Annotated in this window: 11 protein-coding genes and 1 tRNA gene; 4 read left to right on the top strand and 8 right to left on the bottom strand. The window is 69.4% G+C overall.

The window, feature by feature from the left end; translation table 11 throughout:
* Positions 1-22 precede the first annotated feature (22 nt).
* A complete protein-coding gene (locus ABJK40_RS09670; RefSeq protein WP_348510264.1) occupies positions 23-1,012 on the top strand; it encodes an agmatine deiminase family protein in 990 nt (329 codons plus the stop codon).
* Here the strand turns inward: ABJK40_RS09670 and ABJK40_RS09665 are convergent, their stop codons facing one another.
* On the bottom strand, positions 1,013-1,816 hold the full coding sequence (locus ABJK40_RS09665; RefSeq protein ID WP_348478994.1) for an SDR family oxidoreductase: 804 nt from the start codon (positions 1,814-1,816) through the stop codon (positions 1,013-1,015).
* Between the two features lie 20 nt (positions 1,817-1,836).
* On the bottom strand, positions 1,837-3,252 hold the full coding sequence (locus tag ABJK40_RS09660; protein ID WP_348510246.1) for an FAD-binding oxidoreductase: 1,416 nt from the start codon (positions 3,250-3,252) through the stop codon (positions 1,837-1,839).
* Between the two features lie 95 nt (positions 3,253-3,347).
* Between ABJK40_RS09660 and ABJK40_RS09655 the strand changes: the two genes are divergently transcribed.
* Both ABJK40_RS09655 and ABJK40_RS09650 read left to right on the top strand, forming a co-directional pair.
* Positions 3,348-4,589 (top strand): saccharopine dehydrogenase C-terminal domain-containing protein, encoded by a 1,242-nt coding sequence (locus tag ABJK40_RS09655; RefSeq protein ID WP_348479261.1) that lies wholly within the window; start codon positions 3,348-3,350, stop codon positions 4,587-4,589.
* Positions 4,586-5,251 carry a class I SAM-dependent methyltransferase gene (locus tag ABJK40_RS09650; protein WP_348479260.1) on the top strand — a complete coding sequence of 222 codons (666 nt, stop codon included), beginning with the start codon at positions 4,586-4,588 and terminating at the stop codon, positions 5,249-5,251. The genes ABJK40_RS09655 and ABJK40_RS09650 overlap by 4 nt, the downstream gene beginning before the upstream one ends.
* Before the next feature lie 22 nt (positions 5,252-5,273).
* Here ABJK40_RS09650 and ABJK40_RS09645 read toward each other — a convergent pair whose 3' ends face one another.
* On the bottom strand, positions 5,274-6,068 hold the full coding sequence (locus ABJK40_RS09645; RefSeq protein WP_348479259.1) for a glycerophosphodiester phosphodiesterase: 795 nt from the start codon (positions 6,066-6,068) through the stop codon (positions 5,274-5,276).
* Positions 6,069-6,115: 47 nt separating this feature from the next.
* Here ABJK40_RS09645 and ABJK40_RS09640 point away from each other — a divergent pair, with 47 nt between their 5' ends.
* Positions 6,116-8,266, top strand: coding sequence for a cation:proton antiporter (locus tag ABJK40_RS09640; RefSeq protein ID WP_348479258.1), 2,151 nt, complete (start codon positions 6,116-6,118; stop codon positions 8,264-8,266).
* 110 nt (positions 8,267-8,376) lie between these two features.
* On the opposite strand, the gene ABJK40_RS09635 is transcribed toward ABJK40_RS09640, so the two are convergent.
* The 5 genes from ABJK40_RS09635 to ABJK40_RS09615 form a co-directional block, all read right to left on the bottom strand.
* Positions 8,377-8,453, bottom strand: a tRNA-Pro gene (locus tag ABJK40_RS09635).
* 71 nt (positions 8,454-8,524) lie between these two features.
* Positions 8,525-11,416, bottom strand: coding sequence for a tandem-95 repeat protein (locus ABJK40_RS09630; protein ID WP_348479257.1), 2,892 nt, complete (start codon positions 11,414-11,416; stop codon positions 8,525-8,527).
* Entirely contained in the window at positions 11,302-14,229 is a 2,928-nt protein-coding gene (locus tag ABJK40_RS09625) for a cadherin-like domain-containing protein (RefSeq protein WP_348479256.1), read from the bottom strand. Before ABJK40_RS09625 ends, ABJK40_RS09630 begins: the two co-directional genes overlap by 115 nt.
* Before the next feature lie 242 nt (positions 14,230-14,471).
* A complete protein-coding gene (locus ABJK40_RS09620; RefSeq protein ID WP_348479255.1) occupies positions 14,472-14,930 on the bottom strand; it encodes a response regulator in 459 nt (152 codons plus the stop codon).
* Positions 14,931-14,990: 60 nt separating this feature from the next.
* The gene (locus ABJK40_RS09615; RefSeq protein ID WP_348479254.1) at positions 14,991-16,043 is read right to left on the bottom strand and encodes an ArsA-related P-loop ATPase; all 1,053 of its coding nucleotides are present in this window, start codon (positions 16,041-16,043) and stop codon (positions 14,991-14,993) included.
* Positions 16,044-16,053: the final 10 nt, after the last annotated feature.

The following is a 16,053-nucleotide window of genomic DNA, read 5'->3' as shown; positions in this document are numbered from 1 at the left end:
CGGAGTCGGAGCGCGGTGGCGGATGCCGGCCGAGTGGGAGCCGCACGACGGGTGCCTCATGGCGTGGCCGACTCGGCGGGATCTGTGGCAGGAGCAGTTCGACGCTGCGGTGGTCGACTACACGAACACCGCTGCGGCGATCGCGACGTTCGAGCCGGTGACGATGATCGCAGCTCCCGGACAGGGTGGGGAGGCACGCTGCGCGCTGCCCGGCGAGGTGACCGTGATCGAGTTGCCGATCGACGATTCCTGGCTGCGCGACTCGGGTCCGGTCTTCACGGTCGACTCGCAGGGCCGTCGCGCCGGCGTGGACTTCGTGTTCAACTCCTGGGGCGAGAAGTTCGCCCCGTTCGATGCCGATGCCGCGGTCGCTGCGGCGGTGCTCGACCACCTCGGGGAGACGAGGCGCGACTCGCTCATGGTCCTCGAGGGCGGCTCGATCACCGTCGACGGGGCGGGCACCCTGGTCACGACCGAGCAGTGCGTGCTGCACCCGTCCCGCAACCCCGAGATGTCGCGGGCGCAGATCGAGGCCGAATGGCACCGCACACTCGGCGTGGACACGGTGGTCTGGCTGCCGTGGGGGTTGGTCGAGGACACCCACACCGACGGCCACGTCGACAACGTGTGCGCATTCGTCCGTCCCGGCCAGGTGATCACCCAGTCGTGCGACGACCCGACGAACCCGAACCACGGTCGGATGGCGGCGAACCTCGAGGTGCTGCGACATGCCGTCGACGCCACCGGGTCTCCGTTGGAAGTGATCGAACTGCCGCAGCACTCGTACTTCGAGGTCGGCGGCGACACCCACCGCAACAGCTACCTCAACTTCTACGTGGCGAACGGGGGTGTGGTCGTCCCGACCGCCGACCATGGCAACGACGCCGACGCGCTGGCGATCGTCAGCGCCGCGTTCCCCGACCGCGAGGTGGTCGGGGTGTCGAGTCGCATCCTCGCCTACGGAGGGGGCGGCATCCACTGCATCACCCAGCAGATCCCGACCGGCCGGTGATCACCGTGCGTCGGGATACAGCGGCCCGTCGGTCCATTCGCCATGGTGCCCGACGTCGCGGACGTCCCAGTCGGTCGAGGTGAACCGGGCGGCGGCGACGTCGAGCAGGAGCCAGGCGGCGAAGCGAGCGACGTCACGCGCCGACGCGATCAAGCCCTTCACCAGGTACTCGTCGTAGGCGGACCTCGCCGGGAAGTCACGGTGTGCGAGCCGCATGAACCCACGGACCATGTCGGTGTCCACCAGCCCCGGCTTGAACGCACCGACAGCGATCCCGCTGTCCGCCCACTCGGCCTGGAGGGAGCGGCGCAGCGTCTCCGATGCGGCCTGCGCGATCGAGTAGGCCGCCGCACCGGCCCGCGGTGCTGCCCCGGCGTCGCTCCCGATGAAGAGGATCCGCCCGCCGTCGAGTGCCGACGCGCACGCGAGCGACAACTCCCAGCGCGCCTGCACGTTGATGTCGAACGAGCGTCGCCAGTCGTCGGCCGACAGCGAGTCGAGGAGCCCGGCCTGGAAGTACCCGGCACCGTGGAAGACCGCCCTTGGCGCGCGCAGACATGCCAGCGCCGTGGCCAACTCCGTGCGGTGCGACGCGTCGGTCACGTCTCCGACGAGCGTCGTGATCCTCGCCGACGATGCGGCGACCTCGGCGAGAGGACCCTGGCGGCGACCCGTCACGAGCACGTCGCACCCCCGGGCTGCGAGCTCGCGAGCCAGTGCTGCGCCGATCCCGGTTCCGCCGCCCGTGACGAGGACCGATGCCAGCAGCGGCTCGGCGGGTCCGTTGTCGTCGGGCCGCGGCATTCTCCGGACCGTACACCTCGTCAGCGCAGACGGTCGGCGACGGCGCCGAGCCGCGACGGTCTCCCGGTTCGGACTTCGTCACGGTCGGCGAACGCCGAGAGTCGGAGCATCGACGTCACGCCGGCCCACCGCAGGGGCTCGGGCTCCCACCGCCGGGAGCGATGGTCGACCCAGGGCAGGGTGGTGAGGTCGGAGTCACGCTCGAGGATCAGGTCGCAGAGAGTGCGGCCGGCGAGGTTCGCGGCAGCGACGCCCTCACCCACGTAGCCGCCCGCCCACGCGACGCCCGTCGCTCGATCCAGGCCGACCGACGGCCGCCAGTCGCGAGGGATGCCGAGCACGCCACCCCACCGATGGGTGATCTCGGCCCGGCGGAGCACGGGCAGCAACTCGTGCAGCGACTGCACCACGCGGTCGGACACCGCCGGGTCGGAGTGGTCGGTGCGCACCTTCGACCCGAACAGGTAGGGCGCTCCACGTCCGCCGAAGGCGATCCGGTCGTCGGTGGTCCGCTGACCGTAGATCACCATCCGACGGTCGTCACCGAAGGTCTGGCGGTCGGTGAGCCCGATCTCGTCCCACATTTCTGCAGACAGCGGCTCGGTCGCGACCATCGACGAGGAGAACGGGATCAGCGAGCGTCGTTCACCCGGCAGGCCGCCGGTGTAACCCTCCGTCGCCCGGACGACGACATCGGCCGTCACCGTCCCCCGCTCGGTCACGACTCGTGGCGCCCCGCCCGATCGACCGGCGACGACCTCGATCACCCGCGTGTCTTCGTGGATCACGCCGCCGAGTCGTTCGACCTCCCGCGCGACTCCCGACGCGAGGTGCAGCGGCTGGACACGTGCGGCGGCGGCGAAGTACACGCCACCGAGGACGCCGGTGGCTGCGAGCATCGAGCGTGCCTCGCCGACATCGAGCAGGCGCAGGTCGTCGTCGTCGAAGCCCGCAGCACGGTGGTCGCCGACCTCGGCGAACTGGCGGTCGAGTTGCGGGCGGGTGCGGGCGAGCCGGATCACGCCGCCCTTCACGAACCCGCAGTCGATGCCGGCGGCGGTGACGACTCGGCCGACCTCGTCGACGGTGTCCATCACGGCCCGGGTGAGGCGGACCCCGCCGTCGGAGCCGCCGCCCGTGGCCTGCGACAGCGCGATCGCCTTGTGCAGCCCTCCGGCGATCTCACCGACGCACCACCCCCCGTTGCGACCCGACGCTCCGAACCCGACGTGCTCGGCGTCGAGCACGCACACCGACATCGTCGGCTCGGCGGCCAGGATCGAGTGGGCGGTCCACAGCCCGGTGTAGCCCGCCCCGATGATCGCCACGTCGGCGCGCCGGTCGCCGTCGAGGGCGGGCCGAACCGCACCCGGTGGGCCGACCTGACTCGCCCAGAGCGACGACCCGGCGTCGGTCGAGCTCGTTGCCGGCGGCATCGCCCGATCGTAGGCACCGACGCGCCTCGCCCGCGTCGTCGCGTCCTGCTCGCAGGGTGGGCCGACGAACTCCCGCCTCTGAGTAGCTTGGCGCGATGCGTGTCCTCGTCGTCGGTGCCGGTGGTGTGGGGTCGGCGTTCGTCTCGATCGCAGCGACGCGTGAGGTGTTCACACACATCACGGTGGCCGACATCGACCTGGACAGGGCGGCCTCGACCGTCGCACGCGTCGTGGAACACGGTGGCGACGTCCGATTCGCCGCCGCCCACGTCGATGCGAGCAGCCGTGAATCGGTCACCGCCCTGGCACGTGCGATGCGTGCCGACGTGATCCTCAACGCGTGTGATCCCAGGTTCAATCCGCCGATCTTCTTCGGTGCGTTCGACGCCGGGTGCAACTACGTCGACATGGCGATGAACCTGTCCACTCCGCACCCCGACGACCCCTACAACCGGACGGGCATCCGCCTCGGCGACGGGCAGTTCGCCGAGCACCCCACGTGGAAGAACCGTGGGTTGATGGCGCTGGTGGGGATGGGCGTCGAGCCGGGCTTCTCCGACGTGGCCGCCCGCTTCGCCGCCGACGAGTTGTTCTCGAAGGTCGACGAGATCGGCGTGCGCGACGGAGCCGACCTCGTCGTCGACGGCCACGACTTCGCCCCCACCTTCTCCATCTGGACCACCATCGAGGAGTGTCTGAACCCACCGGTCGTGTACGAGCGCGAGCGTGGCTGGTTCACCACCGAGCCGTTCAGCGAACCCGAGGTGTTCACCTTCCCCGAGGGCATCGGCGAGGTCACCTGCGTGAACGTCGAGCACGAGGAGGTGATCCTGATGCCGCGGTGGATCGACGTCGACCGGGTCACGTTCAAGTACGGCCTCGGCGAGGACTTCATCGATGTGCTCAAGACCCTGCACCGCCTGAAGCTCGACTCGACCACCGGGGTCGACGTCAAGGGAGTGAACGTGTCACCACGGGATCTCGTGGCGGCCACACTTCCCGACCCGGCGAGCCTCGGCGACCGCATGACGGGTCGCACCTGCGCAGGGAGTTGGGTGAAGGGCACGGGGCTCGACGGTGAACCGCGCGAGGTGTACGTGTACCACCTCGTCGACAACGCATGGACGATGAAGGAGTTCGGTCACCAGGCCGTCGTCTGGCAGACGGCGGTGATGCCGGCGGTGGCGATCGAGTTGATGGCCACCGGCGTCTGGTCGGCGGTGGGAATCGTCGGACCCGAGGCGCTCCCGCCGAAGCCGTTCCTCGACCTGCTCGACGACTACGGCAGCGAATGGGAGTGGGAGGACTACCGCGATCGGGCCCCGATCCCCCAGTGACGCGAGTGGTTCGCGATCGCGAGCGTCTACGATCGGCGGAGATCCGTGAGTCCTACGACGCCGTTGCCGAGCAGTACGCGTCGCTGTTCCTCGGCGACCTCGACCAGGATCCGGCCGCTCGGGCGTGGCTCGCGAGGTTCACCGAACTGGCCGCTCCCCGCATCGGCGTGGTCGTCGACCTCGGGTGTGGACCCGGCCACGTCGTCCACCACCTGAACGGGCTCGGCCTGACCACCATCGGCGTCGACCTGTCGCCGGGGCAGATCGAGCAGGCTCGCACCGCCTTCCCCCACGCGGACTTCCGTCTGGGTGACCTCACGGCGCTCGATTCCGCCGACTCGTCACTCGGCGGAATCGTCTCGAGATACTCGTTGATCCACCTGACGCCCTCGCTCCTGCCCGACGTGTTCGCGGAGTGGATGCGGACGCTCGAACCGGGCGCTCCGGTCCTGGTGTCGTTCTTCGCCGCGGCGACCTCCGAGCGTCACGGCGCACCCTTCGATCACGCCGTGACGACGGCCTTCGAACTCTTCCCACCGACGGTCGTCGCTCACCTGCACGATGTCGGGTTCGTCGGCGCCGAGGTCGACGTCCGTCCGCCACCCGACGGCGCACGCCCGCTCGACCACGCAACAGTGCTCGCCGCCAGACCGCCCGCCTGACACGAGCGGACCCGCGCGTCGATCACACCTCGACCGGGCGGATCGCAGCGGTCGCCGTGTCGAGGTCGTCGGTGCAGATGTAGTCGAATCCGAGATCGGCCAGTCGCCCCACGCGTCCGCCGTCGTTCTCGCTCCACGACACCAGCCCGAAGTCCAGCGCTCGTGCTCGCTCGACGAAGTGCTCGTCCACCGAACGGAGAGGATCCCGGAGGTGGTCGAAGCACGGGTGGATGTACGTCGGTCGGACGAAGGAGGCGAGCGACTTGATGTCGAGTTGCGGGTCGTAGTACAGGAACGACGTCGTGGCAGCGGGTACACGCTCCGCGACGTACGCGAGCACCTCACCACGGGTGGAGGCCAGGATCATCCGGCCCGCCCTGATGGGCTCGTTCCACTCCCGGAGGATTCTCTCGACGCCCGTCCGTCGGATCGACTTGAGATCGAGGTAGACGACCAGGTCGTCCGCCGAGGCCGCTTCCACCGCGTCTGCCAGGTCGCGTCGGCTCCACTCGATTCCGTCGACCGGCGGCAGGTCGTGGCCGGCGAGGTCGCTGATCCAACGCGCTGCGGTCGTGTAGACGGCGTCGTGCACGACGAACAGGGTTCCGTCCTCGGACTCGTTCACGTCGATCTCGACACCGCCGGCGCCGTGGGCCCTGGCCGACCGGATCGCCTCGAGACTGTTCGGACTCCCCTCCTGGGCGCCTCCACGGTGGGCGAGCAGTACCGGTCGTGCTTCGTTCGGGTTGCCCACCGCTCGATCCTGGCACAGGAGGAGATCCGATTCCCGGGCGGCGATCGACACGGACTCCTCCATTCGTACGACCATCCCAGAGCCGAACCGCCGGGATGTACTGTTTCGCCGTGCCGCTCTTGGCGATGGACCGCAGCGCAGACGACATCTTCATCCTCGTCTTCGCGGGGATCGGCGTCATCGTCGTGACGGCGCGGTTGCTGGGGTGGGCATTCCAACGCATCGGTCTGCCGGCGGTGGTCGGCGAGGTCGTCGGCGGCATCGTGCTCGGACCATCGATGCTCGGCGTGCTCCCCGGAGGCCTCGACGAGCTGCTGTTCCCACCCGACATCGTGCCGTACCTGCGCATCATCGCCCAGCTCGGTCTCGTCTTCTATCTCTTCATCGTCGGACTCGAACTCGACGTCTCGGTGTTGTCGAACGATCGTCGAGCAGCGGTCACGATCTCGCTCTCGTCGATCAGCGTCGCGTTCGCCGGTGGGGCACTGGTCGGTGTGGTGATCCACGGGAGTCATGACGTCGCATTCCGAGGGATCGGAGCGGCGGCGGAGTCGGTCTCGGTCGAGTACGTGCCGTTCGTGTTGTTCTGCGGCCTGTCGATCTGCGGGAGTGCCTTTGCGATCCTCGCCCGCATCCTCGACGAACGGCGGCTGTTCGGGACTCGCATGGGTCCGGTCCTCGTCGGATGCGCCGTCGTCGACGACATCGGGGTGTGGGCCATCGCCGCTGTGGTCCTGGCCGTCTCCGCAGCCTCGGGACTCGCCGGGGTCCCCGTCACGCTCGGCGGTCTCGCCCTGTTCGTGGTCGTGTTGTTCGTCGTCGTGCGGCCGGCACTGGCGCGCCTGATCGAACGCACCCGGGGCCGTGACGGGTCCATGACGCCCGACCTGCTGGCCGCACTCCTCGTGGGGCTGCTCGCATCGGCGTGCTTCACGACGTGGCTCGGCATCTCTCCGATCCTCGGTGCCTTCCTCTTCGGCGCAGCTGTCCCACGCATCGGCACCACCGGCATCCTGCAGGAGACGACAGAACGCCTCGAGAGCGTGAGCGTGCTGCTCCTGCTGCCCGTCTTCTTCGTGGTCACGGGGCTGGGCGTCGACCTGAGTGCCCTCGACGGCGACGGGCTGCTCCTGCTCGTCGTGTTCCTGGTGGTGGCCACTGCCGGCAAGTTCATCGGCGCATCGCTCGGCGCTCGGGCGAGTGGATTCCGCGGCCGACGGGCCATGGCGGTCGGCTGCCTGATGAACACCAGGGGACTCACGGAGCTGGCGATCCTGTCGATCGGTCGCGACATCGGGGTGCTCGACACGACGATGTTCACGGTGTTGGTCACCACCGCGGTGGCCACCACGATCATCTCGGGCCCGCTGCTCTCCCTCACCTACTCCGACGATCTGATCGCGAACGATCTCGCCGACGCCGAACTCCGTCGGCTCGCCCTCACCGACGCGTATCGCCTTCTCGTCCTGATCGACGACCCCGACGAAGTCGGCCCCGAGATCGATCTGGCTGCTGGGATGGCGCGCAGCGAGCCGGATTCCGAGATCGTGTTGAGTCGTCTCGGGGAACTGCGCTCTCGTGGCGAGCTGGGCACCGGCTTCATCGGCGACCTCGGGGCGATGACCAGCGCCGTCGAAGCCGTGTCGGCGATGGCTCGCTCACTGGAGGACGCCGGCATCCGTTCGGTGCCGTTGTCGCAGTTCACCGACGACGTCGGCCGAGAGCTCGTCGCTCAGGTCGGGCGCACCCGCCCCAACCTGGTGGTGCTGGCCGACCGGGGCGACGAGACGTACGCCCTCGCGCAACGTCTGCGCAACGATGCCCGTGTCGACGTCCTGGTCGTCGACACCGATGCGCCACGGCGTCCGGCGTCGGTGACGCTGACGTCGGGTGCCGAATCGGACTCGGTCCTGGCAGCGGAGGTGGCCACCCGATTGGCACGAGGACTCGACATCACCGTTCGGATCCCTGCGGGCCGAAGCGTGCCGGGACACGAGAGCCTGATGACCGACCTCGGCGTGCACAGTGAACCGACCGCCCGGGCGATGGTCGGTGCGTCCGTGACCTTCGACGTGGGCGAGCAACCGGACGACGTTTCGGTCGATCAGCCACGTGCAGCCGTCGACATCGACACCGGGGTGGGTGACCTGACCGTCGGGTGCCGGTTCGGCGAGGGACACGACGTGGTGGTGCTGGCCACGACCCCCACCGACGGTCGCCGTTCGCTCGCCGCCCTGCGAACTCGCCTCGTGGGAAACTGACCTCCGGCCGACTTTCGTGCGCAGCGATGGAGCTGCACAGAAGTCGACGTCCGATGCGTCACGAACCGAACGACTCGGCCCTGATCAGAGATGCTCTGATCAGGGCCCGTTGGTCGGGGTGGGGAGATTTGAACTCCCGGCCTCCACGTCCCGAACGTGGCGCGCTACCAAGCTGCGCTACACCCCGGTGCAGTGCGCTGCGCATCGTAACGGCCCCGCCGCCGATTCCTGCGCGAGGCGGAACCGGAGGCGTGTCCGTCAGATCTCGTCTGCTTTCCTTCGTCGGCTCCCGACCGTCGCGAACCCGCCGACGGCGAGCAACCCGAGCGCGAGCAGCAGCATCGAGAAGATCTCGGCACCGCTCCTCGGCAGGTTCGGTGACGTCGTGGGCCGTGTCGTCGGTGTCGTCGTGGTCGTGGTCGTCGTCGTCGTCGGTGCGGCGACGCGTGAGACCTCGACACTGACGGTGTCCTGGTACACGTTGCCCGCCGTGTCGACGACCGTGAAGTCGATCCGGGCGGTCCCCGAGTAGCCGTCGGCCGGGGTGAAGGTGACCGTGCCGTCGGGGTTGACGACCCAGGTGCCGACGCCATCGACGGTGACCCGCTTCGGGCACGGATCCGACGACGTGGTCGTCACGAGGCACACGGAGCTGGGGACCAGTTCCTCGCCGGCAGCGGGCGTCACGTTGTCCAGCACCGGCACCGTCACCGGACCGCCGTTGCTGGTCGCCCTCGACGGCACCGAGGTACCCGGTGCCTCGACGACCACGGTGATCTCGGCGGTCGCCGACGACCCGTTGGAGTCCCGGATCGTGTAGGTCACCGGCGAGGTCTCCCCGGTGAATCCCGTGACGGGCGTGAAGACCACCCGTCCGGTCGCATCGAGTGCATAGGTTCCCTCGTTCGGGACGGTCAGGGTCGTGCCATCGTCGCTGATCGTGGAGCCTGCGGGTTGTGAGCCGGGCTCGAAGGTCGTCGCCGTCGGATCGATGGGGGCCGCCGGGTCACCCGCGACGTCGTTGCCGACGATGTCGATGGTGACCGCGGTGTCGACACTCGTCCGGGCCGAGTCGTCGACGGCGGTGGGGGCCACCCGACCGACCGTCACGGTGACCGTGGAGCCGGTGGTGTTCCCGCCGACGTCGGTCACGAGGTAGCGGACGGGCGTGGCCGTTCCGCTGAACCGGGGGTCGGGCGTGAACACGATCGTCCCGTCGTCGCGCACGCTGTAGACGCCCTGACCGGGCACCGTGAGTGTCGTGCCGCCGTCCGCGACGGTCGCCCCTGCCGGCTGACCTGTCGTCGGGAAGACGACCGACGCCGGATCGAACGACCCGGGGGTGGCGTCCACGTTGGCGCTCGGCGTGTCGTTGCCGAGCACGTCGATCGTGACGGGCGTGTTCTGGGGCACGCTCGCGGTGTCGGGACGGGCTGCGGGCCCGGGCTGGACCGTCACCTGGATCGACGCCGTCGCTGTTTCCCCGTTGCTGTCGCGCACGGTGTACACGACGGGTGACGTGACGCCGGAGAATCCGTCAGCCGGTGCGAACGTGACCGTGCCGTCGTCGGCGAAGACGTACGACCCCTCGCCGGGAACCACGATGCTGGTGCCATCGGCGCCGATGATCCAGGTGGCAGGGTTGTCGCCCGCCTCGAACGAGAGTGATGCGTCGTCGTCGATCGGAGCCGAGTCGTCGCCGGCGATGTCGTTGCCGACGATGCCGAAGGTCACGGGCGTGGCGAACACGGTCGTCGCCGCGTCGTCGACGGCGATCGGGACGATCGACGCGACGTCGACCGTGATGGTCGACTCCGCGGCGTTGCCGGCCTGGTCGGACACCTCGTACCGGACCGGCGTCGTGCGGCCGGAGAACGTGGTGGCGGGGGTGAACGTGACGTTGCCCTCGACGTCGACGGTGTAGACGCCTTCGCCGGGCACGTCGAGCGCTCGTCCGCCGTCGGAGACGATGGCACCGCTCGGCTGGCCGACGGCCGGGAACACGAACGTGGACCGATCGAAGGTTCCGTCGGTGCCGTCCACCCGCTCACCGGGGGTGTCGTCGGCGATCGGGTCGAACGTGACCGGCACGTTCTGCCTCGTCGCCTCGAGATCGGGCACGGCGACCGGGCCGGGCCGCACGGTGACCGTGAGCAGCGCCGAGACCGTGGTGCCGTTGGTGTCGGCGATCTGGTACCTCACCGACGTCGTCTGGCCACTGAATCCGTCAGCGGGGACGAACGTGACCGTGCCGCCGTCGTCGACGGTCCAGGTTCCCTGCCCCGGGACGACGATCGACTTTCCGTCGGCCGACACCTGTGCTCCGGCGGGCCGTCCGCCGACCGGGAAGATCGTCGCATCCGCGTCCAGCGGTGCGGGCGTCCCACCCTGTGGGTCACCTGCGACGTCGTCGGTGACGGCCGGAAGGGTGACCGGCGTGGCGAAGCTCGTGACCGCTGCATCGTCATTGGCGATCGGAGTGATCCCGACGACCGTCACCGACACCGTGGTCGACGAGGTGTTGTCGAAGTCATCCGTTGCGACGTAGACGATCGGCGTCGCCACACCCGAGAAGTCGGGATCGGGCGTGAACGTGATCACGCCCGCCGGGTCGATCGTCCACGTGCCCTCACCGTCGACCGTCAGCGTCTTCGCATCGGCGGAGACGACTGCGCCGTCCGGTTGGTCGTCGGGGGAGAACACCACCGAGGTGGGATCGAAGCCGTCGCCGACGTCACCCGCACCGTCGTCGCCGGGGAGGTCGTTCGACAGGACGGCGATCGCCACCGGCGTGTTCTGCGGTGTCGTGTCCGAGTCCGGCCGCGCGAGGGGTCCTGTTCCCACGACCACGTCGACCGTCGCCCTGGCCACGGTTCCGTTGCGGTCCGTCACGGCGTACTCGACCGGGTCGGCCACGCCCTCGAAGTCGGGCTCCGCCGTGAAGGTCACCGAGTCGTCGTCCTCGACGGTCCAGGTTCCCTGACCGTCGACGACCAGGGTCTTTCCGCCGGCGGTGGCATCGGGTGACGTGAAGATCACCGAGCCGGCCTGGAACGGTGCCGTGTCGCCCGCCGTGTCGTTGTCGAGCACGGGGATCGTGACGGGCGCGGCCAGCGGCGTGCGTGCGGCGTCGTCGGCGGCGTCCGGCACGACGTGACCGTCATCGTCGATCCGGTGGTGTTGCCGGCGGCGTCGTCCACGAGATACGAGACGGGCGGAGCATCACCACGGAACTGCGGAGCCGGGGTGAACGTCACCGATCCGTCGGGTGCGATCGCGTAGCTCCCCGCGCCGTCGACGGTCAGCGTCTTGCGGTCGAGCGTGATCAGCGACCCGTCCGGTTGGTTGGCGAGGTCGAACGTGAGCGTCGTCGGGACGAACGAACCGGGGCTGCCGTCGGCCTGCAGGCTCGGCGTGTCGTTGCCGAGCGGAAGCAGGGTGACCGGCACGTTCTGATCCGTCGTGGCCACGTCGGCGACGGACGACGGACCGGCCTGGACGGTGACGGTCAGGAGTGCGGTGTCGGTCGTGCCGTTCGCATCGCTGATCCGGTACGTGACCGGGGTGGTCGGTCCGGTGAATCCCGGTGCGGGGACGAACGTCACGGTGCCGTCTGCGTTGATGGTCCACGTCCCCTGGTCGGCGACGGTGAGTGTCTTGGCGTCCGGAGACAGTTCGGCTCCGACGGGCTGCCCCGTTGCCGTGAACACGGTGGCGGCCGGCACGAGCGGCGCAGCGACTCCGCCTCGCGGATCACCGGCCTCGTCGTCGGTGACGCCGGGAAGCGTCACCGGCGTGTCGAACGCGGTGTTCGCCGCGTCGTCGTCGGCGACGGGAACGATCGCTTCGACCTCGATGGTGAGGATGCTGTCGGCGGTGTGGCCGAAGTCGTCGGTGGCCTCGTAGACCACCGAACTGGTGAAGCCGACGAACGTCGGCTCGGGGCTGAACGTGATGGCACCCGTGTCGGGGTCGATCGTCCACGTTCCTTCACCGTCGATCGTGAGCGTCGATCCGCCTCCGGTCACGATGGACCCGGCGGGCTGCCCGACGGACGGGAACACGACCGACGCGGGATCGAACCCGTCACCGATGTCTCCGGTGCCGTCGTCGCCGGGGAGGTCGTTGCCGATGACGTCGACGACGTTCGGCGTGTTCTGGGTCGTCACGTCCACGTCGGGCAGGGCTGCGGGCGGCGCGCCGACGGTCACGTCGACGGTGCCCGTCGCAGTGGTGCCGTTGAGATCGGTCACCGAGTACTCGACGGTGTCGGCAGGTCCGGTGAAGTCGGGCAGCGGTGTGAAGGTGACCACGTCGTCGACGTCGATGGTCCAGGTTCCCTGGTACTCGATCACCAGTGTCTTGCCACCGTCAGCGGCGTCGGGCGACGTGAACACCACCGAGCCGGGCTGCAGCGGCGCGTCGGTGCCCCCCGTGTCGTTGACGAGCACGTCGACGGTCACCGGCGTCGCGAACGGTGTCGATCCGGCGTCGGATCCGGCGGTGGGTGCCGATCCGACGGTGACCGAGAGGAGAGCGGTGTCGGTGAGGCCGTTCGCGTCGGCGATCCGGTACTCGACCGGAGTGGTGGGTCCTTCCCATCCGTTCGGGGTGAAGGAGACGATGCCGGCGGCGTCGATCGTCCAGGTCCCCTCTGCGTTCGTCAGCGTCTTGCCGTTGTTCGTCGCATCCGCGGACGTGAAGACGGTGGCCGTCTGGTCGATGGCCGTGTTGCCCGCGGTGTCGTCGTTGCCCGCCGGGAGCGTCACCGGCGTGTCGAAGGGTGTGGTCGCCGTGTCAGCCTCGGCCGTCGGGCCGGAGAACTCGACGAGGATCCGGCAGTCGACCACGGAACCGGCCGCGTCGTCGGACGGCACGACGAGGTCGACGACCGATCCGGGACCGCTGGCGACGGTGGTGGCCGTCGCCGCGTCGATGCATTCGTAGCTCGTGGTGTAGACGCTGTCGGTCGGCGCAGCGGGCGACAGCGTGACCTGATGGGTGGAACCGGGAAGAACGAGGCCGGGACCGGCGAACTCACCGGGCTCGTCCTGCACCCCCGTGTCCGAGCCCTGCGTCAGCCCCGACGGGAAGTCGACCGTGTCGTAGTCGCCGCCGGTGACCTCGACCGTGAACTGGTCGCCCGGCACGATGCGCCCGTCGGGCAGTTCGACACTGACCCGCACCGAGCTGGGCCCCGCACACGAGGCGAGGTCGGTACTGAGGTAGCCCGCGCCGAGCGGCAGGGCGGATCCGACGACGGCGCCGGTGATGGGGTTGACCTTGCTGAGCTCGGTCGCGCGGCCCAGGTAGAGGAATCCGTCCGACCCGAATGCGATGCCGTTCGACGCGCTCGCGAGACCGGTGGTGCGCACGAGTTCGGTCGCCGTGTCGTCGGCGTTCGCCCGGTACAGAACGGTCTCCGTCGCGCTCGCCGCCACGAAGTACATCGTCCCGACGCTGTCGAAGGCCAGGTCGCCATTGCCGCCGGGCGCGTTGGCGACGGTGATCGTGCGGGTGCCGGCCGCCACGGTGTTCGTGGCCGGGTCGTAGGTGTAGAGGGTGAACGGCGTCTGGGTCGCGACCGTGCCGTAGCCACCGAAGTGGTAGAGGCCGTCCGCCGGGTTGATCGCTCCCGCGACCCCGCCTGCTGCCTCCGGCCTGGCCACCGATGTGAAGGTTCCGGTCACCGTGTCGTACTCGACGATCTGCGCGGCGCCCGTCCCCGCGCTCGCCGTGTTGATCGCCGTCAGTCCGCCGCTCGAGATGCCGTTCTGGTTCGCGGTCGCCTGCGCGCCCGGAATGGCGTCGTAGCCGGACCCGGCGACGACGCCGTTCGTGGTGAGATCGAAGAGCAGCACGTTGTCCGAGGTGTTGTCGGCGATGTACAGCGCGTCCCTGCACTCCAGGGGATCGGCGGCCGACGCAGGGCCGGACGACCCGACGACTGCCGACCCGGCCACGATGGTCGCGGCCGTGGCGACGGCGAGTCGCCGGGAAACACGGTGGTTCTCGACATTGCCTGATGCTCTCGTTCGTCGCGGGGTTCTTGCGATCGACGGTGGGCAGGCAGGGACAACGGCCGTCTCGACGATTCGCGCAGGAGTCCGTCGGCATCCCGGGCTCCAACTTGAGAGGAAATGTCACCGAGGCGCGATCGAACGTCCGCCGATCCGGGGCAGGGGGCGGGTCGACGTGCGCGGGGTCAGTCGGCGGAGATGGGCTCGCCGGCGAGTTCGCCGAGTTCCACCATCGGGGCGACGGGAGTCGCGTCGGCCGCCAGGCCCTCGGTGTAGGTGCCGCCGGCCATGATCGCCTTCGCGGCCCGCTTCAGGCGGAGAGCGTCGAGCGGCTTGATCAGCCAGCCCTCGGCACCACAGCGACGAGCGAGGTGCAGGTCGGCGCGGCGGTCGACGAGCATCAGCACCGGCACGTGCGGCAGGCGGTCGGCCGATTCGTCGAGTCGGAGGGACATCGTGACGGCCATGCCGCCCATCGACCCGATCTGGAGGTCGAAGATCGCCAGATCGGGAACGCGCTCCTCGACCTGGTCGGCCACGACCCGGCCGTCACGGCACACCGTGAACGTGTCACCCGACGAGCCCAGCGCGTTGGTGACCTCGTCGACGATCCAGTCGGCATCGGTGGCAAGCAGAATGTGCACCCCGCCACGCTACCCGCAGCCCCAAATCCAAACGGTGTCTGACACCGAATGACAGACCGGTCAGGGGAAGAGCTCGGCACCGATGCGGTCGAGGGCGGCCAGGTCGTGGACGTCCTGGTCGAGCAGCGGGAGCAGAGCGACCGGCGCGTCGCCGGCCAGGTCGATCAGCGGTTGCAGCGCGGCCAACTCCGCCTCGCGGATCGCTCGCAGCTCGGCAACGTTCGCCACCAGCACCGCTCGATCACCTCGTCCACCGACGGACACGTCGTCGCCCAGTTCGCCGAAGTCGGGCACCAGTCGGTTGACGATCGCCGCGGCCAACCGCACCTCCTGGTCCCGCAACTGCTGTGCGAACCACACCGCTTCGGTGATCGTGTCGTGGCGTGGCGACGCGATCACCACGAACGCCGTGCCCTGCGCCCGCAGCAGCGCGACGACGTCGTCCGCGCGCTCTCGAAAGCCCGTCTCCATCCCGGAGAACGCCTGGAAGAAGGCGAGCGAATCGGCGAGCACGTCGGATCCGACCACCTTGCCGATCGCTTTGAAGATCGGTTGTGCGGCCGCTCCGAAGATCTTCAGGCCGCTGCGAGTGGGCAGCATCGCCAGCTTGAAGATCTTGTGGTCGAGGAATCGGGAGAGGACGCCGGGGGCATCGAGGAAGTCGAGCGCGTTGCGGCTCGGAGGCGTGTCGACCACGACGAGGTCGAAGCGGTCGTCGTGGTGCAGCGCGTGCAACGTCTCGGCCGCCATGTACTCCTGCGTCCCGCTCATCGCGCCGGCCATGTTCCGGTAGAACGGGTTGGTCAGGATGCGGTCGACCTGCTCGGGGTCGTCGGCGTGCGTGCGCACCAGGCCGTCGAACGTCGCGGCGGTGTCGAGCATCATCGCCCAGAGCTCGCCCCCGCCGGCGGAGGCGACCCCCTCGATCCGCTGCGGCTCCGACGAGAGGCCGGCCTCGAGTCCCAGAGCGTCCGCGAGCCTCTTGGCCGGGTCGATCGTGACCACCACGGCGCGCCGACCGGCTCGTGCGGCGTGCATGCCCAGCACGGCGGCGGTCGTGGTCTTGCCGACGCCGCCCGACCCACAGCACACGACCACCGAGGCGTCGCTCACGACCTCGGCC

Source organism: Ilumatobacter sp., from assembly GCF_039969435.1.
Lineage (GTDB): Bacteria > Actinomycetota > Acidimicrobiia > Acidimicrobiales > Ilumatobacteraceae > Ilumatobacter_A.
Note: the sequence above shows the minus strand (reverse complement) of the source record. Positions and strands in the feature narration are given on the sequence as shown.

Bases quoted from the DNA above. Each gene is read 5' to 3' on its own strand.
- ABJK40_RS09670 (WP_348510264.1), top strand. From the start codon at position 23: ATGCCGGCCGAGTGGGAGCCGCACGACGGGTGCCTCATGGCGTGGCCG.
- ABJK40_RS09665 (WP_348478994.1), bottom strand. From the start codon at position 1,816: ATGCCGCGGCCCGACGACAACGGACCCGCCGAGCCGCTGCTGGCATCG.
- ABJK40_RS09660 (WP_348510246.1), bottom strand. From the start codon at position 3,252: ATGCCGCCGGCAACGAGCTCGACCGACGCCGGGTCGTCGCTCTGGGCG.
- ABJK40_RS09655 (WP_348479261.1), top strand. From the start codon at position 3,348: ATGCGTGTCCTCGTCGTCGGTGCCGGTGGTGTGGGGTCGGCGTTCGTC.
- ABJK40_RS09645 (WP_348479259.1), bottom strand. From the start codon at position 6,068: ATGGAGGAGTCCGTGTCGATCGCCGCCCGGGAATCGGATCTCCTCCTG.